Here is a 26,328-nt window from a genome sequence, read left to right as displayed (position 1 = left end):
CGAGGTCCTCAGGGCGCGGCGCCGCGCCGGAAATCGCCGTATATCGCCGGATATCGGTTGCGCGCATCAATGCTTACGGGGGCGAAGGGTTCCGGGCCGGACCGGTGGCCGCGGGAATTTTCCCTGCCTCTACGACCGCTTCGCCCATGTCGCGTGTCGAGGTCGCGTGTCGAGGCGCTTGCCGCATTGCGAGATGCGATTAAGCTTCCCGCCAACGAAACGGGATGAACGAAAGCGACCATGTCGATCCTTGCCGCCCTCAACCACGTCACCCACTACCGATACGATCGCCCCGTTTCCCTCGCACCCCAGACCATCCGGCTCCGCCCGGCGCCGCATTCGCGGACGAAAGTGCCGTCCTATTCGCTGCGGGTGACGCCCGAGGACCACTTCGTCAACTGGCAGCAGGACCCCTTCGGCAACTATCTCGCCCGCTTCGTCTTTCCGGAAAAGACCACCGAGTTCCGCATCGAGGTCGACCTCCTCGCCGACATGACCGTCTACAACCCGTTCGACTTCTTCGTGGAGGAAGCGGCGGAGGAATGGCCGTTCCAGTACGACGAGATCCTGAAGAGCGACCTTGCCGCCTATCTGGTCCCGGAGCCGGCGGGCCGACTGCTCGCGGCATTTCTCAAAGAGCTCGACCGCTCGGAGAAGAACACCGTCAACTTCCTCGTCGGGCTGAACCAGGCGGTGGAAAAGCGCATCGACTATCTGGTGCGCATGGAGCCGGGCGTGCAGTCGCCCGAAGAGACGCTCGGCAAGGGGTCGGGCTCCTGCCGCGATTCTTCCTGGCTCCTCGTCAACGTGATGCGGCACCTCGGTTTCGCCGCGCGCTTCGTCTCCGGCTATCTGATCCAGCTGAAGCCCGACAAGGTGGCCATCGACGGGCCGGCCGGCACCTCCCACGACTTCACAGACCTGCACGCCTGGGCCGAGGTCTATCTTCCCGGCGCCGGCTGGATCGGCCTCGACCCCACCTCGGGCCTTCTCACCGGCGAGAGCCACGTGCCGCTCGCGGCGACCCCGCACTACCGCTCCGCCGCCCCGATCACCGGCGCCGTCGACTATGCCGAGGTCGAGTTCGACTTCTCCATGTCGGTGACGCGGGTGGAGGAGCGACCGCGCGTCTCCCACCCCTTCTCCGAGGAAAGCTGGCAGGAACTCGACGCGCTCGGCGAAAGGGTCGACGCCGAACTGAAGGCCAGCGACGTGCGCCTGACCATGGGCGGCGAGCCGACCTTCGTCTCGATCGACGACTTCGAGGCGGCGGAGTGGAATTCCGACGCCACCGGCCCGACCAAGCGGGGCCTTGCCGACGACCTCATCCGGCGCCTGCGCGACCGCTTCGCGCCCGGCGGCTTCCTGCATTACGGCCAGGGCAAGTGGTATCCGGGCGAGACGCTGCCGCGCTGGACCTTCTCCCTCTACTGGCGCAAGGACGGCGTGCCGATCTGGCAGAACGCCGAGACCATCGCCCGCGAAAAGACCGGACTTGCGGTCGGCGCAGCGGAGTCCGAGCGCTTCACGCGCGCCGTCGCCGACGCGCTGGGCGTGGCGACGGACTACGTCCTGCCGGCCTACGAGGACACCGCCTACTGGCTGCTGCGCGAGGCGCAACTGCCGGAAAACGTCGAACCGACGAATTCCAAGCTCGAAGACCGCGAAGAGCGCGCGCGGCTCGCCAAGGTGTTCGAGCGCGGCCTGCCGAAGCCGACCGGCCACGTCCTGCCGATCCAGGCCTGGCAGGGCCGGGCCCGCGGCGTCAGGTGGTTCTCCGAGCGCTGGTCGACCCGGCGCCGGCAGCTCTTCCTCGTTCCAGGCGATTCCGCCATGGGCTACCGCCTGCCGCTTTCCGCTTTGCCGCATCTCGGCCCCTCGCACTATCCGTTCATCCATCCCGAGGATCCGACGCAGCCCTTCCCGCCGCTGCCGCCGCAGAGCCGCCAGCAATGGGGGCGGATCGAGATGCAGCAGCATCTCGGCGCGGCAGGCGGCTCCGCCCAGGCGGCTGACGAAGGCGGCATGAGCCAGAAGATGGGCCGGGAAGGCATGCGGCAGTGGATGCCGCCGCTGCCGCCGCTGCCAGCGGGCGGCGGCGCGGCCGGCGGCCTGATGCCGGGCTTCGGCAGCTTCGCCCCGCTCTCGACCGAGATCTCGGGCTCCGTGCGCACCGCGCTCTCGGTCGAGCCGCGCGACGGCAAGCTCTGCGTCTTCATGCCGCCGCTGGAATTCGCCGAGGCCTATCTCGACCTTCTCGGGGCGATCGAGGAAATTGCCGCCGCCGAGGGCCTGCCGGTGCAGATCGAGGGCTACGCGCCGCCGCCGGACCCGCGGCTCGGCGTCATCCGCGTCGCGCCCGACCCCGGCGTCATCGAGGTCAACGTCCATCCCGCCGCGTCATGGGAGGAGGCCAAGGCGATCACCACCGGCGTCTACGAGGACGCCCGCCAGTCCCGCCTCGGCACCGACAAGTTCATGATCGACGGCAAGCATGCCGGCACCGGCGGCGGCAACCATGTCGTGGTCGGCGGCGCGACGCCGCTCGATTCGCCCTTCCTGCGTCGCCCGGACCTCCTGAAGTCGCTCGTCCTCTACTGGCAGCGCCATCCCTCGCTCTCCTATCTCTTCTCGGGCCTCTTCATCGGTCCGACCAGCCAGGCGCCGCGCATCGACGAGGGCCGCCACGACCAGCTCTACGAGCTGGAGATCGCCATGGCGCAGGTGACGCAGGACGGCTTCTCGACCCCGCCCTGGCTGGTCGACCGGCTGTTCCGCAACCTCCTCGTCGACGTCACCGGCAACACCCACCGCGCCGAGATCTGCATCGACAAGCTCTATTCGCCCGACGGGCCGACCGGCCGGCTCGGCCTCGTCGAGTTCCGCGGCTTCGAGATGCCGCCGGACGCCCGGATGAGCCTCGCCCAGCAGCTTTTGATCCGGGCGCTGATCATGAAGTTCTGGAAGGAGCCGGAGGACGGCAGCTTCGTGCGCTGGGGAACGGCGCTCGCCGACCGCTTCATGCTGCCGGAATTCGTCTGGGCGGATTTCCTCGGCGTCCTCGACGACCTCGGCCGCTCCGGCTATCCGATCCGGCCCGAATGGTTCGAGGCGCAGGCCGAGTTCCGCTTCCCCTTCTGCGGCAGGATCGAGCGCGAGGGCGTGACGCTGGAGCTGCGCCAGGCGCTGGAACCCTGGCACGTGATGGGCGAGACCGGGGCGATCGGCGGCACGGTGCGCTTCGTCGATTCCTCCGTCGAGCGGCTGCAGGTGAAGCTGTCGGACTTCGAGCCGGCCCGGCACGTCGTCACCTGCAACGGCCGGGAAGTGCCGCTGGCGGCAACGGGGCGCGGCAGGGAGGCGGTCGCGGGCGTCCGCTTCAAGGCCTGGCAGCCGGCCTCGGGCCTGCATCCGACGATCCCCGTCCACGCGCCGCTGACCTTCGACATCTACGATCGCTGGTCGAAGCGCTCGCTCGGCGGCTGCGTCTATCACGTCGCGCATCCCGGCGGGCGCAGCTACGAGACCTTCCCGGTGAATTCCTACGAGGCGGAGGCGCGCCGCCTCGCGCGCTTCGAAGCCATCGGCCACACCCCCGGCGGCTACCAGCCGGTCCGCGAACTCCCCGATCCGAGCTTCCCGATGACGCTCGATCTGCGGCGTCCCGCGGGCCGGCTGGGCGTATGAGATCGTTGCCGAAGATTAATTGTCGCATTGCATTCGGTTGCGGAAACTGTTGAATTTGACGCAACGGCGTGCGGTTTTAGGAGGCTTCGCCGACGCGCGGCGATCGCGTCGGCAGGGCAGACAGTGGATTCGAGCCGCCATCTCAGTGGTCGGGTTGCGGCTTGAAGAAGATCGACGTTTTCATCTGCGGCGTCCAGAAGGGCGGGACGTCATCTCTCCACAGTCGGATGACCGATCATCCGCGGATTGCCGCGCCGACACGCAAGGAACTTCATTTCTTCGACGACGAGCTGACGGTCGACTGGGACGATCCCGATTATCGTCCGATCGACGCGTTTTTCGATTCGACGGCGAAGATGTGGATCGATTCGACGCCGATCTACTGCTTCTGGCCGCCGGCCATGGAGCGGATCGCCACGTATAATCCCGGCGCGAAGATCATCGTGGTCTTCCGTGACCCGATCGAGCGGGCATGGTCGCACTGGTGCATGGAGCATGCGAGGGGACTGGAGAGGCAGGGCTTTTCCGAGGCGATCCGGAGCGAGACCTCGCGTATCGGCATGGCGTTGTCCCGGGAGGCCCGGATCTACAGCTATGTCGGCCGGGGATACTATCATGGCCAGGCCGAACGGATACTTTCCCTTTTCCCGCGCGAGCAGGTGCTCTTCCTGCAGGCGGAAGACGTATGGCAGGACGATGATTTCCGGATGCGGGAGATCATGGACTTCCTCGGTCTCGACGCCCCGCCAAACGGTACGGCTGCGCATTTGATGCGCCGTGGCGATCTCGAGGACTATCGAGCACCGTCGGCGGAGGATTTCCGGTTTCTGCGCGATCGGTATCTCGCCGATGTACGCGAGTTTTCGGCCCTGACGGGGATCGATGTCTCCCGCTGGCCGACGGTGACCGGTCGACGGCATCAGGCTTGACGCAGGAGCGAAGGCCCCGCCGCGATAATCCGAGGCCGCGCGCCCGCGCCGAACCGCGAAGCGACGACGCCGACGTCTCCCCATCGTGCCGGCCATGCTGTAGCTTGCCCCGGCCGGGCTGATACTTCGGGCGTTCTCTCAAACGCCCGAAGAACGCTCCGGCACCTTGGATCCAGGCATTTTGCCGATCGGAAATCGCCTGCGACTTCCGACCAGAGCGATGCCGCAACGCGCGGACGAACGTGCCTCCCGATACCGTCCAACTCCGTCGCTATGCCAGCCTCGCCGCCAAGTCGCGCGACGAGATGATCGCGCCCGGCGGTGCGGTCCGGCCGCATTGGACGCCGCTGATGCGGCGGCTGGCGGCGATGCCGGGCGGCGAGGTCGAACGCCGCTTCGCCTCGGCACGGCAGTATCTTTCCGAAGCCGGCGTGTTCCACCAGGTCTATGGCGAGGAGAGCGAGCAGAGCCACGACTGGCCGCTCGGCCATCCGGCGCTGATCATCGACCGGGCGGAATGGACGGCGCTTTCAGCGGGTCTCGTTCAGCGTGCGAGGTTTCTCGAAGCGCTGCTGACCGACCTCTACGGCGAGCGCCGCGTGGTGGCGGAGGGCGTCCTGCCGGGCGTCCTCGTCGGCCGGAATCCGGAATTCCTGCGCCCGGTCGCCGACCAGGCGCGTCTCGGCATCCCGCTTCTGTCCTTCATCGCCGTCGATCTCGGCCGCGGCCCCGACGGGCGCTGGTGGGTGCTTGGCGACCGCACCCAGGCACCCTCCGGCGCCGGCTTCGCGCTGGAAAACCGGGTCGCGACCTCAAAGGCGTTCCCCGACCTGTCGCGCGCCCTCAACGTCGAACGTCTCGCCGGCTTCTTCCGCAACTTCCGCGAGATGCTGTTCGCCCTCGGCGGCCCGGAGCGCAGCCGCATCGGCCTCCTCACCTCCGGCCCGCACAACGAGACCTATTACGAGCACGCCTATCTCGCCCGCTATCTCGGCCTGCTGCTCCTCGAAGGCGGCGACCTCATCGTCCATGGCGACCGCGCCGAGGTGCGCACGGTCGACGGCTTCCAGCCGATCCGCGTCCTGTGGCGCCGTCTCGACGCCGATTTCTGCGATCCGCTGGAGCTTTTCGGCGCTTCGCGCATCGGCACGCCGGGGCTCTGCCGGGCCGTGCGCTCCGGCGCGCTCAGCCTCGTCAACGCCCTCGGCTCCGGCATTCTCGAGACCCCGGCACTGCTCGCCTTCCAGAAGGCGCTGGCGAAGGCGCTGATCGGCGAGGAGCTGAAACTGCCGACGATCGCCACATGGTGGTGCGGCGACGAGGCGGTCCGCCGCTACGTCGCGGAAAATGCCGGACGCCTGCAGCTCGGCCCGGCCTTTCCCGCGACCATGGCGGCGGCGGGCGACGAAACCTCCGCCCAGCGCAGAAGCGAACCGCAGGCGATGCCGGCGACGGCGCGCGAGGGCGTCGCCTTCGTCGGACAGGAGATCGCTGCCCTCTCGACGACGCCGGTCTTCGGGGCAAGCGGTCTCGAGCCGCGGCCGGTGACGCTGCGCGCCTTTCTGATGCGCGACGAGGAAGGCTGGCACGTCATGCCGGGCGGCTTCGCCCGGGTCGCCGATTCCCGCGACGCGCGGGTGATCTCGATGCAGCGCGGCGGCGGCTCGATCGACGTCTGGATTCCCTCCGACCAGCCGATCAAGCCGATCTCCCTGATCGGGCCGCGCGGCGACCGCTTCGCCCGTCGGCTGCCCGGCGCGCTGCCGGCCCGTGCCGCCGACAACCTGTTCTGGCTGGGTCGCTACGCCGAGCGTTGCGAGGGCGCCACCCGGCTGACGCGGCTCCACGCCGCGAGGACCACCGAGGGCTGGGCGGCGGGCGAACTGGAAGCCCGGCTCGCCGTCATCCTCAAGGATTACGGCGTCGACATCGATCCCGGCCGGCCGAAGCGCGGCCTGCTCGCCCTCGCCCGGCAGGCCGCCGACACCGCCTCGCGCATCCGCGAGCGCTTCTCCCCCGACGCCTGGCGCACGCTGAACGAGATCGTCTCCCTGGTGCTCGATGCCATCGCCGAGGACGACCAGGCGACCGTCGAGCTGACCAGCGCGATCCTCACCCAGCTCTCGGGCTTCGCCGGCCTCGCCCACGAGAACATGTACCAGTTCACCGGCTGGCGTTTCATGCAGTGCGGCCGGGCGCTGGAACGCGGCCAGGCGACGGCGGCGGTGATCTCGTCGCTCATCGCAGGCGAAGCTCCCGTCGGGGCGCTCGAGGCGGTGCTGACCTTCACCGACTCCTCCGTCACCTACCGGCGCCGCTATTCGGTGGATCTTTCCGAGGAGACCGTCGTCGACCTCGCGGTGCTCGATCCGCTCAATCCGCGCTCCCTCGCCTTCCAGGTCAACAGGCTCGCCGAGGTCACCTCGGCGCTGCCGGGCGTCCATCTCGGCGAGACGCCGGATCTTCTGATCCGCCGTCTGGCGCGGCTTCGCGTCCGCCTGCAGACGGCCGACGCGGTGGAGGTCGACAGCGCCTTTCTCGACCGGGTGGTCGGCGATCTCTCGCTGATCTCCGACCTCCTCACCCAGCGCTACCTCCTGTCGAGCCCGCGGGCGAGGGCCGAATGGCTCGGAGGTCCGGAATGAGATACGCCGTCCGGCTGAGGATCACCTACGACTATCCCGCCGCGGTGACCGATGCGCGCCATCTCCTGCGCATCCGCCCGCGCCGGGAGACGGACCAGTTCGTGCGGAACGTCGCCGTTTCGATCGCTCCGCGCCCCGAGGAGCAGCGCGGCGAGACCGACTTCTTCGGCAACCCCGTCGACGCGATCGCCTTCTTCGCCCCGCAGACCGAACTCGCCATCGATATGCGGGCCGACGTGAGCGTCGAGCGGCCGGCGGCGCGGCTGTCGGAGACGCCGGAGATCGAGCGGATTCTCGCAGAGACCTGTGCCGTCCGCTCGCTCGACGCCGGCTCGCCGCTGCATCATCTCGGGCCGAGCCCGAGGATCAGCGGCTTCGCGCCGCTTTCCGACTGGGTCGCCGAGACGTTCGAGACGGCGAAGCGCCCGGCTGGCGAGGCTGTGATGGCGCTTGCGAGGAGGATCCGCGAGGAATTCGCCTATCGGCCGGGCTCGACCGTCGTCGGTACCAGCGTCGCCGAGATCTTCGCCGAACGGCGCGGCGTCTGCCAGGATTTCTCGCATCTGATGATCGCCGGCCTCAGGGCCCGGGGGATGGCGGCGCGCTACGTCAGCGGCTTTTTGCGCACCGACCCGCCGAAGGGCCAGCCGCGCCTCGAAGGCGCCGACGCGATGCATGCCTGGATCGAGGCATGGCTCGGGGAGGACTGCGGCTGGGTCGGCTTCGACCCCACCAACGGCATCGCCGCGGGCGACGACCACATCGTCGTCGCCGTTGGCCGCGACTACGAGGACGCCCAGCCGATCGCCGGCACCTTCGTCACCTCCGGCTCGCAGGAGACCCGGCACTTCGTCGACGTGGTGCCGGTCGCCTGATGTGAACGGTTCGTCGCCGGACCTCGGCGTTTCCGGCCCGCGCGAAACGCCGGTCGGACCGACCGCCCCGCCGCCCGGAATTCTCCGGTCATGCGTTAAGGCTTTTTCCAGATATCGGCCGCACTGTCGTCGCCGACCGTCCAGGGAAAGACGGGACCGGGGACGCCCGAGACCCTCGCCACCGGACGGCGGAAAGCGATGAGGAGATGCCCGTCCTGGAGGCGCCTGCCGCATCGCGGCGCGCCATCCGCGGCGCGAGGTTCGGTGCTGCGAGTGGCGGGAACGCCTGGAACGAGGGTCGGGGCGAGGTCGTGGGCAGATGAAGTCGCAATTTGCTCCCCTCGCGGGCCGCCGATGACCGGCAACATCCCGCTCATTCTCTGTCTCACCATGGGTACCTGCCTCATCGCCGGCGCGGCGATGCTGTCCGAGTGGCGGAAGTTTCGCGATCCCGCCGCCGGCTGGTGGTGCGCGGCCTTCCTTTCGAGCGCCGCCGGCGCATCGGTCTTCCCGCTGCGGGGAATTTTGGCCTTCGACTTTCTCTCGATCGGCCTGTCGAACGCCGCCTTCCTCGCCTCCTACAGCGCGGTCGGCGCCGGCATCGCCGCCTTTGCGGGCCGGCGACCGAGCCTTGCCCTCGTCCTGTTCCCGAGCCTTTGCTGGCTGGTCTTCTGGTTCACCTCCCCCCTGGCGGCCGACTTCGACACGAGGGTGGTCGTCATGTCGGCGGCGACGGCGACGATCTCGGCAATCAGCGCCCGTCTGGCCTTTTCCCCGCGGATCGACCGGCTCGGCCGCGTTCTCGCGGTCGTCATGTCGCTGCGCGCCGCCTTCTTTCTCGGGCGTTTGATCTGGTCCGTCGGCGCCCTCGGTCCGGTCAGCGACGCAGCCCGCGGCGTCGGCTTCCAGATCGTCATCATGGAAGGCCTCTGGACGTCCGTCCTCGTCGGCTATCTGATGCTCGCCCTGCTGCGGGAGAAGCGCGAGACCTCGCTGATCAGGCTCGCCGAGACCGACTTTCTGACGGGTGCCGACAACCGCCGTGCCTTCCAGTTGAAGGCCGAGCGCGCGCTCGCCAGGGCCGGCCCGCATCGGACGGCCGCACTGATGATGCTCGACCTCGACAACTTCAAGCAGGTGAACGACATCTTCGGCCACAGCTTCGGCGACGAGGTGCTGCGGCGCTTCGCCGCGATCGTCCGGGCGCGCCTCGCGCCCGGCGACATCTTCGCCCGGTTGGGCGGCGAGGAATTTTCCGTCGTGATCGCCGACGGCGACCCGGCGGGCGCATGGCGCCTCGCGGAGGCGATCCGCCTCGACTTCGAACGTGCGATGCTCGATCTCGACCTCGGCCCGGTCTCGGCGACGGTCAGCATCGGCCTGACGACGACCCAGGAACCTGAAAGGCTCGAGGCGCTGCTCTTCCGGGCGGACGAGGCGCTCTACCGGGCGAAGACCAGCGGCCGCAACCGCGTCGAGGACGCCGCCCTGCGAGAGGCCGAGGCCGAAACCCCGCCGATCCTCCCGCGCGGGATGGGTCTGCCCGTCTGAGCGGACGGTGCCTCAGCCTTCGTGGACCATGACGACGGTCGCGAGCGGCGGAAGCGTCAGCGAGATCGAATAGGGCCGTCCGTGGACGGAATGCTCTTCCGCCGCCTTGCCGCCCATGTTGCCGACATTCGAGCCGCCGTAGATCTCCGCATCGGTGTTCAGCCGTTCCGTCCAGGTGCCGTCCTTCGAGACGCCGACCCGGTAGTCGTGCCGGGGGATCGGCGTGAAGTTCGAGACGATCAGCACCTGCCGCCCGTCGCGGTCCTTGCGCAGGAAGGCGATGACGCTCTCGTCGACATTGGCGGTGTCGACCCATTCGAAGCCGCCGGGGTCGCAGTCGAGCTGATGCAGCGCCGGCACCTCGCGGTAGAGGGTGTTGAGGTCGCGCACCAGCCTCTGGACGCCGGCATGCCGCGGATTGTCGAGCAGGTGCCAGTCGAGCGACTGGTCGTGGTTCCATTCCGCCCACTGGCCGAACTCGCCGCCCATGAACAGCAGCTTCTTGCCGGGGTGGGTCCACATGAAGCCGAAATAGGCCCTCAGATTGGCGAACTTCTGCCACTCGTCGCCGGGCATCTTGCCGAGCAGCGAGCCCTTTCCGTAGACGACCTCGTCGTGGGAGAGCGGCAGGACGAAGTTTTCCGAATAGGCGTAGACCATCCCGAAGGTCATGTGATGATGGTGGTAGCGCCGGTTGACCGGGTCCTCCTGCATGTAATGCAGGGTGTCGTGCATCCAGCCCATGTTCCACTTGAAGTGAAAGCCGAGGCCACCGGCATAGGTCGGCTTCGACACGTCCGGAAAGGCCGTCGATTCCTCGGCGTGGGTGGTCGCCTTCGGGTAGTACTCGCCGATCCGCTCGTTGGCGTCCTTCAGGAAGGTGATCGCCTCGAGGTTCTCGCGGCCGCCGTAGATGTTCGGCTCCCATTCCCCGTGCGAGCGGGAATAGTCGAGATACAGCATCGAGGCGACGGCATCGACGCGCAGCCCGTCGATGTGGAAGCGGTCGAGCCAGTACATGCCGTTGGCGACGAGGAAGTTCTTCACCTGCGGCCGGCCGTAGTCGTAGATCAGCGTGTTCCAGTCCTTGTGGAAGCCGCGCCGCGGATCCGGATGCTCGTAGATCGCCGTGCCGTCGAAGCGCACGAGGCCGTGCACGTCGGTCGGGAAGTGGCCGGGCACCCAGTCGAGGAGAACGCCGATCCCCTCCTGATGCAGCGCGTCGACGAGCCGCGCGAAGGCCTCGGGCGATCCCCAGCGCGAGGTCGGCGCGAAGAGGCCGATCGGCTGGTAGCCCCAGGAGCCGTAGAACGGGTGCTCGGAGACCGGCAGGAACTCCACATGGGTGAAGCCCATGTCCTTGACATAGGGGACGAGCTCGCGGGCGAGCGCGTCGTAGTCGAGCATCTCGTTACCGTCGCCGCGGCGCCAGGAGCCGAGATGCACCTCGTAGATGGCGATCGGCTTCTCGCGGCTCTGCCAGTCGTCGGGCTGGGCGCGGAACTCGGCGTCCTGCCACTCGTGCTCGACGAGGCCGTCGACGAGCGAGGCGGTGGAGGGAGCGAGTTCCTGCCGGAAGCCGACGGGATCGGCCTTCAGCGGCTGCACGTTGCCGTCCGGACCGATCACCTCGAACTTGTAGACCTCGCCCCTGCCGAGATTCGGCACGAAGAGCTCCCAGACGCCGCATTCGTGACGCTTGCGCATGACCGAGCGCCGGCCGTCCCAGGAATTGAAGTGGCCGACCACCGAGACGCGGCGGGCGCCCGGCGCCCAGACCGCGAAGGCGACGCCGGAGGTGCCGTCCATCTCCTTGGGATGGGCCCCGAGCTTCTCGTAGAAGCGGTAGTGGTTGCCCTCGGCGAGAAGATAGACGTCCTGATCGCCAAGGATCGGTCCGAAGCGGTAGGGATCCTCCTCGTCCCACTCCTGGCCGCCGCCATGGCCGTAGCGCATGCGATAGGCGGCGCCGCCGTCGAGGCCGGGCACGTAGCCGGTGAAGAACCCTTCAGGACCGAAGGATTCCAGCAAGGCGAGTTCCTTGCCGCCGGCGTCGACCACCTTGGCCGAATGCGCGCCGGGCCGGTAGACCCGGACGATCGCGCCGCCGTCTGTGGGGAAGCGGCCGAGGATCGAGAACGGGTCGCCGTGAACGCCGCGACCGATCTCCCAGGCCTGGCGCTCGTCGGGCCTGTGCTCGACGCCTTCGGGAGGTTTTGCGGGAATCATGTTCATTTCAGTACCTGTCGTTTCTCGAGGAGGGCGACGATGCCGCGCAGGGGAATCGACAGCCATGCAGGCCGCATGGCGGCCTCGTAACGAAGCTCGTAGAAGGCCTTCTGCAGGACGAAGAGATCGAGCAGTTGGCGCATCGGCTCGTCGAGGGCGATCTTCGACGCCTCGCTCCAGTGCAGGAGGAACTGCTCGCTCACCTCGTCGCGCCAGCTCGTCGCCATCTCGCGCAGCCTTTCGGCCGTCGCCTCGTCGACGGGGCCGGAGCGGTCCCTCGCGGCGAAAGCCGCGTAGTCGAACGAGCGCAGCATGCCGGCGACGTCCCGCAGCGGCGAGGTCTTGGCGCGGCGCTCCTCCAGCGACCGGCCCGGCTCGCCCTCGAAATCCAGGATGACGACGTCGTTCTTGGCGACGAGGATCTGACCGAGATGGTAGTCGCCGTGGATGCGGGTTCTCGCTGCCTCGACCTTCAGCCCGCCGAAGCGGTCGAAGAAGGTGAGGATGTCCTTTTCCGACCCGAGCAGCCGGTCGACGTTCTCCATCTCCTCGGCCGGCAGGTTCGCGCGCGCCTTGGCGAGGACGCCCAGCGCCTCGCGCGCATCCTCCTTCGCTTCGTTGACGATCGCCATGTAGCTGTCGTCGTCGAGGGGCTCGGGTTCGAAAGCCGGATCCCCGGTCGAGGTGGCGAGCGCGGCATGCATCTCGCCGGTGCGGCGCCCGAGAACCTCGGCCGGATCGATCTGGATCTGCAGCTTCGGTTCGCTGAGCGCGCCGGTTTCGAGATTCTCGTCGGCGAGCGGCTGATGGGCATAGGCGTGATCGCGCAGGTAGCGCGCCAGCGCCTCGACGATCACCGTCCAGGCATCGCCCTGATTCTGCACCTGCTCGAACAGCGCCGCGATGGCGGTGCGGGTTCCGTCCGGCCGCTTCAGCTCGATCGAACCGTAGAGCGCCGGTGCGGCCTCGAAGTCGGTTTTTTCGGTGAGGAAGCGGGTGACCTCGAGTTCCGGCTGGATGCCGTCGCGCAGCCGCCGGTAGTATTTCAGGATCGCCTCGCCGCCGATCAGCAGCGAGGTGTTCGACTGTTCGCCGGACAGGACGCGGATGGCATCGTTGTCGACGAGAAGGGTGCGGGCGAGCCCCTCGCGCTCGCTCGCCGAAGCCTCGACGACGAGTTCGCCGCCGGAGAGCTCGACGCCGGCGTCCGCCGCGATCAGCGCGATCACGACCTTGGCGAAATCGGCGCTGCGCGTGCCGTCGATCAGCGCGCCGATGCGCGGCCCCTGGCGCACCTTCGCGATGGTGTAGGGCAGGTCCGGGTCCTGGGTCGACAGATGCGCCTCGCCCCAGCGCACCGACAGCGGCATGAAATAGTTCTGGCCGCCGTCCGGCGTGTCGACCCGCAGTTCGGTGAGGAGGTGGCGGCGGCTGTCCGGCGACGGCGGGCCGAGCACCGAGACGTCGAGGGCCCGCCGCCCGGCCGCCTTGCCGGCGAACCAGCGCTGGTTGGCGACGTAGTCGGGCAGGATCGTCTTCAGTTCGGTGAGGTTGCGCCCGCCGACCGTCGCCTTGAGATCGCCCTGGGCGACCAGCGTCGAGAAGGCCGGCAGCGCCACCGGCGCGGAGGGATAGCGCTGTTGCGCCGCACTGCCGTCGGCGAGATCGAACCAGAAGAAGCCGTAGGCCGGCAGCGTCAGGACGTAGGGCTGCGTGCCGATCTGCGGGAAGGCGGAAAGCCCCAGCATCTCGATCGGCACCGAGCCGGCATAGGCCGAAAGGTCGATCTCGACCGCCTGGGCGGAGCCCGAGAGATTGGCGACGCACAGCACCCGCTCCTCGGCGAATTCGCGCAGATAGACGAGGACCTTGCGGTTGGAGGGCAGGATGAAGTTGATCTCGCCGCGCCCGAAGGCCTCCTTCGTCCGGCGCACCTGGATCAGCCGCCGCATCCAGTTGAGCTGCGAGGCGGGATTGTTCGACTGCGCCTCGACGTTGAGGGCCTGGTAGCCGTAGACCGCGTCCTGGATCACCGGCAGATAGAGCCGCTGCGGATCGGAGCGCGAGAAGCCGCCGTTGCGGTCGGCCGACCACTGCATCGGCGTCCTGACACCGTCGCGGTCGCCGAGATAGTAGTTGTCGCCCATGCCGATCTCGTCGCCGTAATAGACGACGGGCGTCCCGGGCATGGACATCAGGAGAGCGTTCAGGAGCTCGACCTTGCGCCGGTCGTTGCCCATCAGCGGCGCCAGGCGCCGGCGGATGCCGAGATTGATGCGGGCGCGGGTGTCGGCGGCATAGGTCGACCAGAGATAGTCGCGCTCCTCCTCCGTCACCATTTCGAGCGTCAACTCGTCGTGGTTCCTGAGGAAGATTGCCCACTGGCAGTTGTCCGGGATGTCCGGCGTCTGGCGCATGATGTCGGTGATCGGGTGCCGGTCTTCCTGGGCCAGCGCCATGTACATGCGCGGCATCAGCGGGAAGTGGAACGCCATGTGGCATTCGTCGCCCTCGCCGAAATACGGCCGCGTATCCTCCGGCCACTGGTTCGCCTCGGCGAGCAGCATCTTGCCGGGATAGTGCACGTCGAGATCGGCGCGGATCGCCTTCAGGACGTCGTGGGTCTCGGGCAGGTTCTCGTTGTTGGTACCCTCGCGTTCGACGAGATAGGGGATCGCGTCGAGGCGCAGCCCGTCGACCCCCTTGTCCAGCCAGAAATGCATGGTGGAGAGAACCTCCTCCATGACCTTCGGATTGTCGAAGTTGAGATCCGGCTGGTGCGAATAGAAGCGGTGCCAGAAATACTGCTGGGCGACCGGATCCCAGGTCCAGTTCGAGGTCTCCGTGTCGAGGAAGATAATGCGGGTGAGGTCGTAGCCCTTGTCGTCGTCCGCCCAGACGTAGAAGTCGCGCTCGGGGCTCCCCTTCGGCGCGCGCCGCGCCGCCTGGAACCAGGGATGCTGGTCGGAGGTGTGGTTGATCACCAGCTCGGTGATCACCCGCATGCCGCGCTTGTGCGCCTCCTCGATCAGCCGCTCGACGTCTTCCAGCGTGCCGTAGGACGGGTTCACCGAGCGGTAGTCGGAGATGTCGTAGCCGTCGTCGCGCAGCGGCGACGGGTAGAACGGCAGGAGCCAGATCGCGGTGACGCCGAGCTCCTGGATGTAGTCGAGCCGGGACAACAGGCCGGCGAAGTCGCCGATCCCGTCGCCGTTCGAATCGACGAAGGTCTTGACGTGGAGCTGGTAGATGATCGCGTCCTTGTACCAGTCCGGGGCGTTGAGATCCGGCCCAGAAGTGGTCTCCGGGGCGACGATGGCGGCAAACTCGTTCATTGAGGCGGGCGCTTTCGGCGTTCTGGTTCTTATCGGGACAGCTTGAAGACGGCGTAGGGCCGGTCCTGCGGATTCAGCCACCAGTGCTGGATCTTGCCGGTCCAGGCGAAGGCGTTGCCGGTCGCCATGTCGGTCGCATGGATCGTCGCGTCGTCCGGCAGGCCGAACTCCCACAGCGGCACCTCGAAATGCCCGCCCTGATCGTGATGCGGATCGAGGTTCACCATGAACAGGAGATAGGACGAACGATCCTTCGTCCGCTTGCCGTAGTAGAGGACCTGCTCGTTCCAGAAGTTGAAGAAGGCGAGCGAGCGGAAGTCCTTCATCGCCGCCTCGTCCTTCCTCAGCCGGTTGAAGAAGACGATGTCGTCGCGGATGTTGCCTTCGGCATGCCAGTCGAAGGCGCGGATCTCGTATTTTTCGGAGTTCAGATACTCTTCCTTGCCGGGGATGGGCAGGAATTCGCAGAGCTCGAAGCCGGAATAGATCCCGTAATTGCCGGCGAGCGAGGCTGCGAGGGCGAGCCGCGTGCGGAAGCCCGGGCGGCCCGAGGTCTGCAGATAGATCGGGTTGATGTCCGGCGTGTTCACGAAAAAGTTCGGCCGCATGTATTCGGCGCATTCCTCGGTGGTCAGCTCGGTCAGATATTCCGCGAGTTCCCACTTCTCGTTCCGCCAGGTGAAGTAGGAATAGGACTGGTTGTAGCCGACCTTGGCGAGGCGCTTCATCACCTTCGGGCGGGTGAAGGCCTCGGCGAGGAAGATGACGCCGGGATCGACCTTGCGCGCCTCGCCGATCACCCACTCCCAGAACGGGTAGGCCTTGGTGTGCGGATTGTCGATGCGGAAGATCCGGACGCCGTGCTTCATCCAGTGCAGGAACATGTCGCGCATGGCGAACCACAGCGAAGGCAGCGCGCCGCGGTAGAAGTGGAAGTTGACGATGTCCTCGTAGCGCTTCGGCGGATTCTCGGCATATTTGATCGTGCCGTCCGGTCGCCAGTCGAACCACTCCGGATGCTCCTTGATCCAGGGATGGTCCGGCGAGGCGTTGAGCGCGATGTCGAGGGCGATCTCGAGGCCGTGCTTCTTCGCCTCGTCGATCAGCCGGTGGAAGTCGTCGAAGGTCCCGAGTTCGCGATGGATGGCGAGGTGGCCGCCCTCCTTGCCGCCGATCGCATAGGGGCTGCCCGGCTCGCCGGGCTCGGCCTTCAGCGAGTTGTTCTTGCCCTTGCGGTTGGTGACGCCGATCGGATGGATCGGCGGAAAATAAAGGACGTCGAAGCCCATCGCCTCGATGTCCGGCAGGCGGGCGATGACGTCGTCGAAAGTACCGTGGCGGCCCGCATCGCCGGACTGCGAGCGCGGGAAGAGCTCGTACCAGGCCGAGAAGGCCGCCCGCTCGCGGTCGACCCAGACCGGCACCTGCCCGGGATAGCGCGACAGATGCGTGCGGTGGCCGGCGGCCATGAGGAGGCCGATCGCTTCGTCGGAGGCCAGCAGCGCATACTGGCCCTCATGATCGCCCTTCTGGCCGAGCTTTTCGAGCTTTTCGGAGAGCTTGGCGAGGCCCCGCTGATCGGCTCGCGTTCCGCGGCCGGAATCGGCGGCTTTGGCGACGAGTTCGCGCGCCTCGATGAGTTCGAGGTCGGTGAGCTTGCCGACGGCGCGCTTCTTCTTCGCCTCGTCCCGCCAGGAGGCGTAGAGGTCGCGCCAGGCGATGATGGAATAGCGATACGGCCCGGGCCGGTCGAAGGTGACCGTCGCCTGCCAGCGGTCGTTCTCCACGAATTCGAACTTCACCTCGGACCATTTCGCCGGGTCGACCTCGGCCGGGCCGTAGATCAGCGCGGCGTCGATCTTGTCGTGTCCGTCGCAGAAGATGTCCGCCGAGACGGTCAGCGGCTCGCCGACGACCCGCTTGACCGCAAAGCGGCCACCGTCGATCTCGGGCTCGACGCCCTCGATCGCCACACGGTTCTCGGCAAGGGCGAAGAGCCGCGCCTCGCTCGCCGGGTCGCCGGCTTTCGCGGACTTTTTCGGCTTCTTCGACTGCAATTCCACATCGGACATGCACGAACCTTCCGAGACGAGATTTCGGGTCGGGCGATGACCGCCGACAGGTGACGGCGGTCGCTGAGCACTTGGTTAAGGGATAGGCGGGCCGGGTGGCATGTCCAGTCGCAACGCCCGAAGAGGCTCCGGGGTTCGACCCTCCGAGGCGAAAAAGCGCGCACCTCCGTCGGCTCGTCGTGTTGACTGCCTCATTGCATCCAGGACATCATGCAACTAAGGGTTCGAGGAGCGTGGTGTGGGAAAGGATCCGCGACATGGGGGAAGTCGCGGTGCCGGCAGCGATCGCCAAGGCTCCTCCGACGGCGGCAGACGCCGGCCCGGCCCGCTTTCGCCGGCAAATCAGGCGCGCATTTCGCGGGAGATCGTCAGGCAGGATCGCGACGCCGGCAGACTTCCTCCCGATCCACGTCCCCCGAAAGACGGGAAATAGACGACGCAGGTGTGTATATTGACGCGATGAGCGATCTCACTCCAATCGACCTCACCCGAATGCGCGCCATGCGGAATGGCATCTATCATTCGATGCGCCGGCAATTCTTCGAGCGCTGCGAACGGCTCGGCAACCTCGCCGTCCTCCTCCTCGGCGCCGCCAGCGTCGCGCAGGTGACGGCACGGACGATCGGTGACGAGAACAACGCGGCTCTCGCGATCGGCTTTCTCGTCGCGCTCGTCGGAGGCCTGCAGCTCGTCTTCAACTTCGGCGGCCGCGCCCGCGACCACGCGATGTTCCAGGCCCGCTTCTACGGCCTGTTGGCAAAGGCGGAGCGGCCGGGGAGCGAGCCGGACCGTCTGGCCGCGGAAATCGAGAGCGAAATGGCGACCTTCTACGGCGAGGAGCCGCCGACCTACCATGTCGTCAACGCGATCGCCTACAACGCCGTGCAGGAAAGCTTCGGGCGGCCAGACAAGAGCGCTCTCATCAGGATCAGCGCGCGGCAGAACCTGCTGAAGAACATTCTGCACTACTCACCGCACGACCTCCGGACGTTCGGCGAAATCGAAGCCGCGAAACGGGCAGAGGGCGGCCGCCTCGCCTCCACTTGACCTACTGCGCGCTCTCGCCGCCTTGCGGGGTCTTCGGCTGCGGCGGCTGGTCGAGCTTCGGCGCCAGACGGCCGGCGTGATGGCGGTCGAAGATCCGCCGTCCCATCGCATAGGTGGCGACGGTCGCCCGCTCGTCGCCGAGGATCATTAGGGCAAACAGCTCCTCGGCAAGCGTCTCGACGCGCTCCATGCGCCGGCGCATCGCCTCGGTGGCGCGGCTGTCGAGGACGACGATGTCGGCCTCGAGGCCCGGCGCCAGCCGGCCGACCCTGTCCTGAAGGCCCATGGCGGCGGCATTGCCGGCCGTCAGCATGTGGAAGGCCTCGAAGGCGGGCAGCTTCTGGCCCTTCAGCGCCAGCACCTTGTAGCCCTCCGCGGCCGTCGTCAGCATCGAATAGGAGGTGCCGCCGCCGATGTCGGTGGCGATCCCGGTCATGAGGCCGGCGGCGCGGGATGCAGAAAGGTCGTAGAGCCCCGAACCGAGGAAGAGGTTGGAGGTCGGGCAGAAGATCGCCGACGCGCCCTTTTCGGCGAGCGCCGCGCGCTCGCGGCCGGTAAGATGGATGCAGTGGCCGAAGAGCGCGCGGGGGCGGACGAGACCGTAGCGCTCGTAGACGTCCGTATAGTCCGTCGACCAGGGCAAGGCCTCCGCGACATAGGCGATCTCGGCGGCGTTCTCGGAGAGATGCGTCTGGACCGGCAGCTCGGGATATTCGGCAGCGAGCGCCCCGGCGGCTTCCAGCTGCGCCTCGGTCGAGGTCGGGGCGAAGCGCGGCGTGATCGCGACTTCGAGCCGGCCGCGGCCGTGCCACGTCGCGATCAACTCCTTTGTCTCGTCGTAGCCACGCTGCGGCGTGTCGAGGAGGCCCGCCGGGGCGTTGCGGTCCATCATCACCTTGCCGGCGACCATCCTGAGGTTCCGCCGCCCGGCCTCGTGGAAGAAGGCCTCGGCGCTGATCGGATGGGAGGTGCAGTAGACCGCCGCCGTCGTCGTGCCGTTCGCCGCCAGCGTATCGAGCAGGAAGCGCGCGGCATCGCCGGCAACGCCGGAGTCGCCGTAGCGCAGCTCTTCCGGAAAGGTGTATTTCTGCAGCCACTCCATCAGCTCGGTGCCGTAGGAGGCGATCACCTGGGTCTGCGGCAGATGCAGGTGCGGATCGACGAAGCCCGGCAGGACGAGATGCGGCCGGTGGTCGACGAGCGGCGTTCCGGGATCGAGGCGGCGGGCGATCGCCGGCCCTTCGCCGACCTCGGCGACCAGGCCGTCGCGCACGACGACGATGCCGTCCTCGATGAAGCGGACGGCGCGCGCCTCCGCCTCGATCGCGGGGTCCGCATCGAAGGAGAGAAGCCGTCCGCGGATCGCGATCGTGCCGGGCCTTGCTGTCATGTCCCGGTCATAGCCGCAAACGCGGCGGCCCGACAGCCCCTCCCCGCAGCCCCGGTTCCTACAGTCCCCGACCGAGACCCGGCGCCGCACCGTCGGCGAGCCAGCGGCCCAGCATCTCGCGCTCGGCGGGTTCGAGGCCGGTGACGTTGCCGGGCGGCATGGCGTGGCTGCGCACCGCCTGGCGCTCGATCAGGGCGGCGTAGTGGACGATCTCGGCGGGCGTCTCGAGGCGGACGTTCTTCGGCGCGTGGATCATGCCCGGCCAGAGCGGCTCCTTCGCATGGCACATCGAGCAGCGCGACAGCACGATGGATTCCGCCGCCTCGAAATGCGGCGAGTTGGCGAGCGCATATTGCGGATCGCCGCCCCATTCCCGCTGCGAGCTCTCGTCTCCGGCCCCGGCCCCGGCCCCGGCGCTGCGCCAGCCCGGCGCGCCGGAGAGCGTGATGACGATGGTGAAGAGGATCCCGGCGACCGGCCAGCACCACCAGAGCTTTTCGCCCGTCGCATGCATGGTGTTGAAGAAGTGCCGCACGACCGCGCCCATCAAAAGGACGAGGCCGGCGATCGCCCAGTTCCACTCGGTCGCGAAGGCCAGCGGATAATGGTTCGACAGCATCAGGAAGACGACCGGCAGCGTCAGATAGTTGTTGTGCAGCGAGCGCTGCTTGGCCGCCTTGCCGAGGGCGGGGTCGGGGCTCCTGCCGGCTTTCAGATCGGCGACGACGATCTTCTGGTTCGGAATGATCAGGAGGAAGACGTTGGCGGTCATGATCGTCGCGATCAGCGCGCCGGTGTGGAGCATCGCGCCGCGGCCGGAAAACACCTGGGAGAACAGATAGCTCGACGCGACGACATAGACGAAGAGGACGGCGAGCAGCGCCGTGTCGTTCTCCTTCAGCGGCGACTTGCAGAGGAGGTCGTAGACGATCCAGCCGAGGCCGAGGCCGGCGATGCCGATGAGGCTCGCGCCCCAGACCGGCAGGTCGGCGACCTTAGGGTCGATCAGGAAGAGATCGGCCTGGACGTAATAGACGAGAAAGAGCAGCGCCGCGCCGGACAGCCAGGTCGCGTAGCTCTCCCATTTGAACCAGGTGAGTTCGTCCGGCATCTCGTCGGGCGCCACGGTGTATTTCTGCATGTTGTAGAAGCCGCCGCCATGCACCTGCCAGGCCTCGCCGGAAACCCCCTCGGGCAGCGCGCGGCGGCGCCTCAGGCCGAGGTCGAGGGCGATGAAATAGAAGGACGAGCCGATCCAGGCGATGGCGGTGACGACGTGGATCCACCGCACCGCGAACTGCAGCCATTCGGAAAGGTATGTCCACATGCGGGGTCGGGTCCCTTGGATTTGCGCGACATGGGATTGGGCTGGATGCAAGGACGGATCGCCTCCGCGCAGCCCACCCTTTCCGGCCATTCATGGACGTCGGCGCCGGTCACCCCCCTCTGCCCTGCCTGGCATCTCCCCCACAAGGGGAGAGATCGACCCTGCAGGGACGCCGTGGCTCACTTTCGGTGCCGAAGCCGACACCAGCACTTCAGAGAAGGCGAAACGGGCGAAGCCGCCGATCTCCCCCCTTGCGGGGGAGACGTCCGGCAGGACAGAGGGGGGTGCCTCGGCGCGAGCGTCGCAGAAGCGATTGCCTGCACCCCTTCACGCCTCTTCGAGACTCAGCCGACCTTTGGAATGGCTGAGTCTCTCTGAAAGCAAGGCCGCCGGACTTCTTGACGCCTCAGCTCTGCACGCCCTCGACGTACCAGTCCATCTTGAGGAGGTCGGCGTCCGGGATCTTCTCGCCATCGGCGACCTTCTTTTCGCCGGCCTGGTTGTTGATCGGGCCGGTGAAGACGTCGTATTCGCCCGCCTTGGTGCGATCGACGATGTCCTGCGCCGCCTTCTTCACGTCCTCGGGCATCGCGTCGTTGAACGGCGCCATTTCGAGGATGTCCTCCTTCATGCCCCACCAGATGTCGCTCGGCTTCCACTCGCCGGCGAGGAGCTTCTTCACCTCGTCGACGTAATAGGGGCCCCAGTGGTCGACGATCGCCGTCATGTGCGACTTCGGCGCGAATTTCGACATGTCCCAGGCCTGGCCGAAGGCGATGACGCCGGCCTGCTCGGCCGCCTGCAGCGGGGCGGGCGAATCGGTGTGCTGGCTGATCACGTCGACGCCCTGGGAGAGCAGCGCCTTGGTGGCGTCGGCCTCCTTGGCCGGGTCGTACCAGGAATTGACCCAGACGACCTTGGTGACGAATTTCGGGTTCTTCGCCCGCGCCGCCAGCGTGAAGGCGTTGATGCCCATGACGACTTCGGGAATCGGGAAGGAAGCGATGTAGCCGCCCTCGCCGGTCTTCGACATCATGCCGGCGATGGTGCCGAGCACGGCGCGGCCCTGGTAGAAGCGCGAATTGTAGGCGCCCATGTTGGCGGCGGTCTTGTAGCCGGTGGCGTGGTCGAAGGCGACCTTCGGGAACTGCTTGGCGACCTTCAGAGTCGGGTTCATGAAGCCGAAGGAGGTGGTGAAGACGATGTCGTTGCCGCCCTGCGCCAGCTGGCGGATGACACGCTCGGCATCCGGCCCTTCGGCGACGTTCTCGACGAAGTTCGTCTCGACCTTGTCGCCGAGCTCCTTCTCCAGATACTTGCGGCCCTGGTCGTGGGCGAAGGAATAGCCGTAGTCGCCGACCGGGCCGACATAGACGAAGGCGGCCTTCACCTTGTCCTTCTTCTCGCCGATCGCGGCGCGGGCCGGAAGCCCGACGAAAGAGCTGGCGCCGAGCGCTGCGGCGCCGGCGAGAAGGTGGCGGCGATTGGTCTGAAACATCTTCGTGTCTCCTCTTGAGGGGATGGCGGGGATCTGGTCAGGCGGCCGCCCGGAACGGCTTGCCGAGACAGGCGGGCGCGGCCGTTCCGGTGCGCCTCGCGGCGGAAATGATGGCGAGGACGGCGATCGTCGCGACATAGGGGAGCGCTGCGAGGAGCTCGGGGGCGAAGACGTTGAAGCCGGCGGCCTTGGCCTGCAGCTCCATGGTCATGACGAGGCCGAAGAGATAGGCGCCGGCGAGCATGCGCCCCGGCTTCCACGAGGCGAAGACGACGAGGGCGATGGCGATCCAGCCTCTGCCGGCGGTGAGCCGCTCGGCCCACATCGGGGTCAGGACCAGCGAATAGTAGGAGCCCGCGAGCCCGGCCATCGCGCCGCCGAAGAGGACGGCGAGATAGCGGATCTTCAGGACCGGATAGCCGATCGCATGGGCGGCGGCGTCGGATTCGCCGACCGCGCGAAGGATCAGCCCGGAACGCGAGCGGTTGAGGAAGAAGGCGACGGCGACGGTGAGGATCAGCCCGACATAGACCAGCGGCGAATGGCCGAAGACGAGCCGCAGGAGCGGCGACGACGTCAAGAAATCCGGAAAGACCGGCCCGAGGGTCGGCGTCGTGATGCCGACGAAGGGCGCGCCGATCAGCGCCGAGACGCCGGTGCCGAAGATCGTCAGGGCAAGGCCGGTCGCCACCTGGTTGGCCATCAGGGTCAGGACGAGGACGGCGAAGATCAGCGAGGCGGCGGCGGCGGCGGCCATCGCGGCCAGGGCGCCGAGGACCGGCACGCCGGTGGAGGTGGCGACGGCAAAGCCGGTGACCGCGCCGATCAGCATCATCCCCTCGACGCCGAGATTGAGGACGCCCGACTTTTCGACGACGAGTTCGCCGAGCCCGGCGATGAGAAGCGGCGTCGCGGCGCCGGCGACCGTCATCAGGATGGCGACCAGGAGATCGAGGCTCATGCCGTCACCGCCTTGCCCTTGGCGGGCTCGGCCTCCTTGGCGGCGGCCGCGTGGGGCGCGGACGCCGCGGCGGCGCGGCCGGAGACGATCCGGTAGCGCACGAGGATGTCGGCGGCGAGCAGAAAGAACAGCATCATCGCCTGGAAAACACCGGTCGCCGCGGAGGGAAGGCCGATCGTCGTCTGGGCGCTCTCGCCCCCGACATAGGTCAGCGCCAGGACGAGAGCGGCGAGGAGGATGCCGAGCGGGTTCAGCCGGCCGAGAAAGGCGACGATGATCGCCGTGTAGCCGTAGCCGGTCGGAAATTGCGGCACCATCTGGCCGAACGGCCCGGCGGCTTCGAGGATGCCGGCGAGCCCGGCGAGGCCGCCGCCGCAGAGCATGGCGATCCACACCGTCGAGGCGGCGCCGAAGCCGCCGAAGGCCGCGGCCCGCGGCGCCAGCCCGACCACCTTGAGCTGGAAGCCGGTCACGGTGCGCGCCATCACGAAGAAGGCGGTCAGCGCGACGGCGGCGGCGAGCGGCACGCCGAGATGGATCAGCGTTCCGGGCACCACCATGGGCAGCGTCTGGTCGGCGGAGAACATCGCCGTCTGGGGGAAGTTGAAGCCCTCCGGATCCTTCCACGGCCCGCGCATCAGATAGAAGAGGAGTTGGATCGCGACGTAGTTCAGCATCAGGCTGGAGAGAATCTCGTTGACGCCGAGGGTCGTTCTCAAGAGCGCCGGGACCGCCGCCCAGACCATACCGCCGACGACGCCGCAGATAAGCATCAGCGGCAGGATCCACGACCCGGTCATGTCGAGGGTCGAGAGCGCGACGCCCGTCCCGGCGAGGCCGCCGAGAATGTACTGGCCCTCGGCGCCGATGTTCCAGACATTCGCCCTGAAGCCCATGGCAAGGCCCGTCGCGATCATGGCGAGCGGTGCGGCCTTCACCAGAAGATCCTGCCAGCGATAGGGATCGAACAGCGGCTTGACGAAGATCTCCAGCGTCGCGCCGAGGCCGTCATGGCCGAGGAGGGTGAAGAGGATCGCTCCGGCGATGAGCGTCGCCGCCACCGCGATCACCGGCGCGGCCAGCATCATCGCCCGGCTTTCCTGCCGCCGCGGTTCGAGGCGCAGGAGGCTCACAGGGCGGGCTCCGGCTGGCGCGGCGCCGGAGAACGGCCGTCATGCCCGGCCGCAGCGCCGGCCTGCCCGGCGGCGTGGGCGCCGCCGTGGATGCCGCCCATCAGGAGCCCGACGCGCTCGATGGAGATGCCGGTCACGTCCATCGTCTCGGACAGCCGCCCTTCGTTGATCACCGCGAGACGGTCGCAGAGTTCGAGGAGTTCGTCGAGATCCTGGCTGACGACGACGACGGCGGCACCGCCGGCCGCGAGGTCGATCATCGCCTGGCGGATGAAGGAGGCCGCCCCGGCATCGACGCCCCAGGTCGGCTGGGAGACGACGAGGACGGCCGGATTCTCCATGATCTCCCGGCCCATGACGAATTTTTGCAGGTTGCCGCCCGAAAGGCTGCCCGCGGCCGCGCCGGGGCCGGTCGCCTTGACCGAGAAGGCCTCGATCACCTTTGCGGCGAAGGCTTTCGTCGCGCCCGCCCGGACGACGCCGGCGGATGCAAGGCCCATGCGGCTGCGGGCCGAGAGGAGGGCGTTTTCGGAGAGCGACATGCCCGGCACCGCGGCATGGCCGTTGCGCTCTTCCGGCGAGGTCGCGAGCCCCGCCCGGCGCCGCGCCCCGACGGAGAGGGCGGCGAGCTCCCGCCCGTCGAGGCGGATCGAGCCGGTGACCCCGGCCCGCTCCTCGCCGGAAAGCACCGCGAGAAGCTCGTTCTGGCCGTTGCCCGCGACGCCCGCGATGCCGAAGATCTCGCCGGCCCGCACCATGAAGGAGACGTCCTTCAGGCTGGTGCCGAAGGGCGGCTCACCGGGGGCGGAGAGTGCGGACACGACGAAGCGCTCCTTGCCCGCCGCGCCGGTGGATTTCTGGGACAGGTCCTTCAGGGAGCCGCCGATCATCAGCTCGGCCATGGACCTGGCCGATTCCTCACGCGGGTCGCAGCTCGCCACCACCTTGCCGCCGCGAAGGATCGTCGCCGATTCGCACAGCGCTTTGATCTCGTGCAGCTTGTGGGAGATGTAGAGGATCGAGCATCCCTCCGCGGCGAGGCGCCGGAGCGTTCCGAACAGCTGTTCGACCTCCTGCGGCGTCAGGACGGAGGTCGGCTCGTCCATGATCAGCAGCTTCGGATTCTGCAGCAGCGCCCGGACGATCTCGATGCGCTGGCGCTCGCCCACCGAAAGCGTATGGACGCGGCGGTGCGGATCGAGGGCGAGGCCGTAGGAATCGAGCAGCTCGCGCACCCGCGTCTCGAGTTCGCCGCGCGGCGGCGGCTCGTCCATGCCGAGCGCGATGTTTTCGAGCACCGTCATCGCCTCGAACAGCGAGAAATGCTGGAACACCATGCCGATGCCGAGGGCCCGCGCCTCGCGCGGCGAGCCGATGTGAACGGGCCTGCCATCGAAGGCGATCTCGCCCTCGTCCGCCTGCTGGACGCCGTAGATGATCTTGACGAGGGTCGACTTGCCGGCGCCGTTCTCGCCGAGCAGCGCGTGGATGGCGCCGGCCGGCACCTGGAAGGACACGGCGTCGTTGGCGACGACGCCGGGAAACCGCTTGGAGATCTCCCGCAATTCCAGACGTGGCGCCGCCGCCGCTCCCGCCATGGATCTCCGTCCCTGCCTCAACCCGATGTTGCTTCGGCACTATGGCATCCG

Annotated in this window: 15 protein-coding genes; 6 read left to right on the top strand and 9 right to left on the bottom strand. The window is 67.8% G+C overall.

Annotated features, from left to right (window positions below):
* The first annotated feature begins 240 nt into the window (after positions 1-240).
* The 5 genes from J1C47_RS12330 (at position 241) to J1C47_RS12310 (ending at position 9,687) form a co-directional block, all read left to right on the top strand.
* Positions 241-3,687, top strand: coding sequence for a transglutaminase family protein (locus J1C47_RS12330; protein WP_207351071.1), 3,447 nt, complete (start codon positions 241-243; stop codon positions 3,685-3,687).
* Between the two features lie 161 nt (positions 3,688-3,848).
* Positions 3,849-4,616: a sulfotransferase family protein gene (locus tag J1C47_RS12325; RefSeq protein WP_207351070.1), complete on the top strand. Its 768-nt coding sequence runs from the start codon at positions 3,849-3,851 to the stop codon at positions 4,614-4,616.
* Positions 4,617-4,858: 242 nt separating this feature from the next.
* Complete coding sequence (locus tag J1C47_RS12320) at positions 4,859-7,261, top strand: circularly permuted type 2 ATP-grasp protein (protein ID WP_342591974.1); 2,403 nt, start codon at positions 4,859-4,861, stop codon at positions 7,259-7,261.
* On the top strand, positions 7,258-8,136 hold the full coding sequence (locus tag J1C47_RS12315) for a transglutaminase family protein (protein WP_207351069.1): 879 nt from the start codon (positions 7,258-7,260) through the stop codon (positions 8,134-8,136). The genes J1C47_RS12320 and J1C47_RS12315 overlap by 4 nt, the downstream gene beginning before the upstream one ends.
* Before the next feature lie 354 nt (positions 8,137-8,490).
* Positions 8,491-9,687, top strand: a complete 1,197-nt coding sequence (locus tag J1C47_RS12310; protein WP_207351068.1) for a GGDEF domain-containing protein — start codon at positions 8,491-8,493, stop codon at positions 9,685-9,687.
* 12 nt (positions 9,688-9,699) lie between these two features.
* Here the strand turns inward: J1C47_RS12310 and glgB are convergent, their stop codons facing one another.
* The 3 genes from glgB to J1C47_RS12295 are packed head-to-tail and all read right to left on the bottom strand — an operon-like array spanning position 9,700 to position 17,323.
* Positions 9,700-11,916, bottom strand: coding sequence for a 1,4-alpha-glucan branching protein GlgB (gene glgB, locus J1C47_RS12305; protein ID WP_207351084.1), 2,217 nt, complete (start codon positions 11,914-11,916; stop codon positions 9,700-9,702).
* A 2-nt stretch (positions 11,917-11,918) separates the two neighbouring features.
* On the bottom strand, positions 11,919-15,251 hold the full coding sequence (gene treS / locus J1C47_RS12300) for a maltose alpha-D-glucosyltransferase (protein WP_207351067.1): 3,333 nt from the start codon (positions 15,249-15,251) through the stop codon (positions 11,919-11,921).
* Between the two features lie 29 nt (positions 15,252-15,280).
* Positions 15,281-17,323 (bottom strand): alpha-1,4-glucan--maltose-1-phosphate maltosyltransferase, encoded by a 2,043-nt coding sequence (locus J1C47_RS12295; protein ID WP_207351066.1) that lies wholly within the window; start codon positions 17,321-17,323, stop codon positions 15,281-15,283.
* A gap of 501 nt (positions 17,324-17,824) precedes the next feature.
* Here J1C47_RS12295 and J1C47_RS12290 point away from each other — a divergent pair.
* Positions 17,825-18,370 (top strand): hypothetical protein, encoded by a 546-nt coding sequence (locus J1C47_RS12290; RefSeq protein WP_207351065.1) that lies wholly within the window; start codon positions 17,825-17,827, stop codon positions 18,368-18,370.
* A 1-nt stretch (position 18,371) separates the two neighbouring features.
* On the opposite strand, the gene guaD is transcribed toward J1C47_RS12290, so the two are convergent.
* From guaD to J1C47_RS12260, 6 genes are all read right to left on the bottom strand, one after another.
* Entirely contained in the window at positions 18,372-19,760 is a 1,389-nt protein-coding gene (gene guaD / locus J1C47_RS12285) for a guanine deaminase (RefSeq protein WP_207351064.1), read from the bottom strand.
* A gap of 58 nt (positions 19,761-19,818) precedes the next feature.
* Entirely contained in the window at positions 19,819-21,087 is a 1,269-nt protein-coding gene (locus J1C47_RS12280; RefSeq protein WP_207351063.1) for a urate hydroxylase PuuD, read from the bottom strand.
* Between the two features lie 406 nt (positions 21,088-21,493).
* Positions 21,494-22,585 carry a BMP family ABC transporter substrate-binding protein gene (locus J1C47_RS12275; RefSeq protein ID WP_207351062.1) on the bottom strand — a complete coding sequence of 364 codons (1,092 nt, stop codon included), beginning with the start codon at positions 22,583-22,585 and terminating at the stop codon, positions 21,494-21,496.
* 37 nt (positions 22,586-22,622) lie between these two features.
* Positions 22,623-23,546: an ABC transporter permease gene (locus J1C47_RS12270; protein WP_207351061.1), complete on the bottom strand. Its 924-nt coding sequence runs from the start codon at positions 23,544-23,546 to the stop codon at positions 22,623-22,625.
* Entirely contained in the window at positions 23,543-24,634 is a 1,092-nt protein-coding gene (locus J1C47_RS12265; protein ID WP_207351083.1) for an ABC transporter permease, read from the bottom strand. The genes J1C47_RS12270 and J1C47_RS12265 overlap by 4 nt, the downstream gene beginning before the upstream one ends.
* A gap of 41 nt (positions 24,635-24,675) precedes the next feature.
* Positions 24,676-26,277, bottom strand: coding sequence for an ABC transporter ATP-binding protein (locus tag J1C47_RS12260; RefSeq protein ID WP_207351060.1), 1,602 nt, complete (start codon positions 26,275-26,277; stop codon positions 24,676-24,678).
* Positions 26,278-26,328: the final 51 nt, after the last annotated feature.

It is taken from the genome of Jiella sonneratiae, from assembly GCF_017353515.1.
Classification (GTDB): domain Bacteria; phylum Pseudomonadota; class Alphaproteobacteria; order Rhizobiales; family Rhizobiaceae; genus Jiella; species Jiella sonneratiae.
This window is presented reverse-complemented; position numbering and strand designations above follow the sequence as displayed.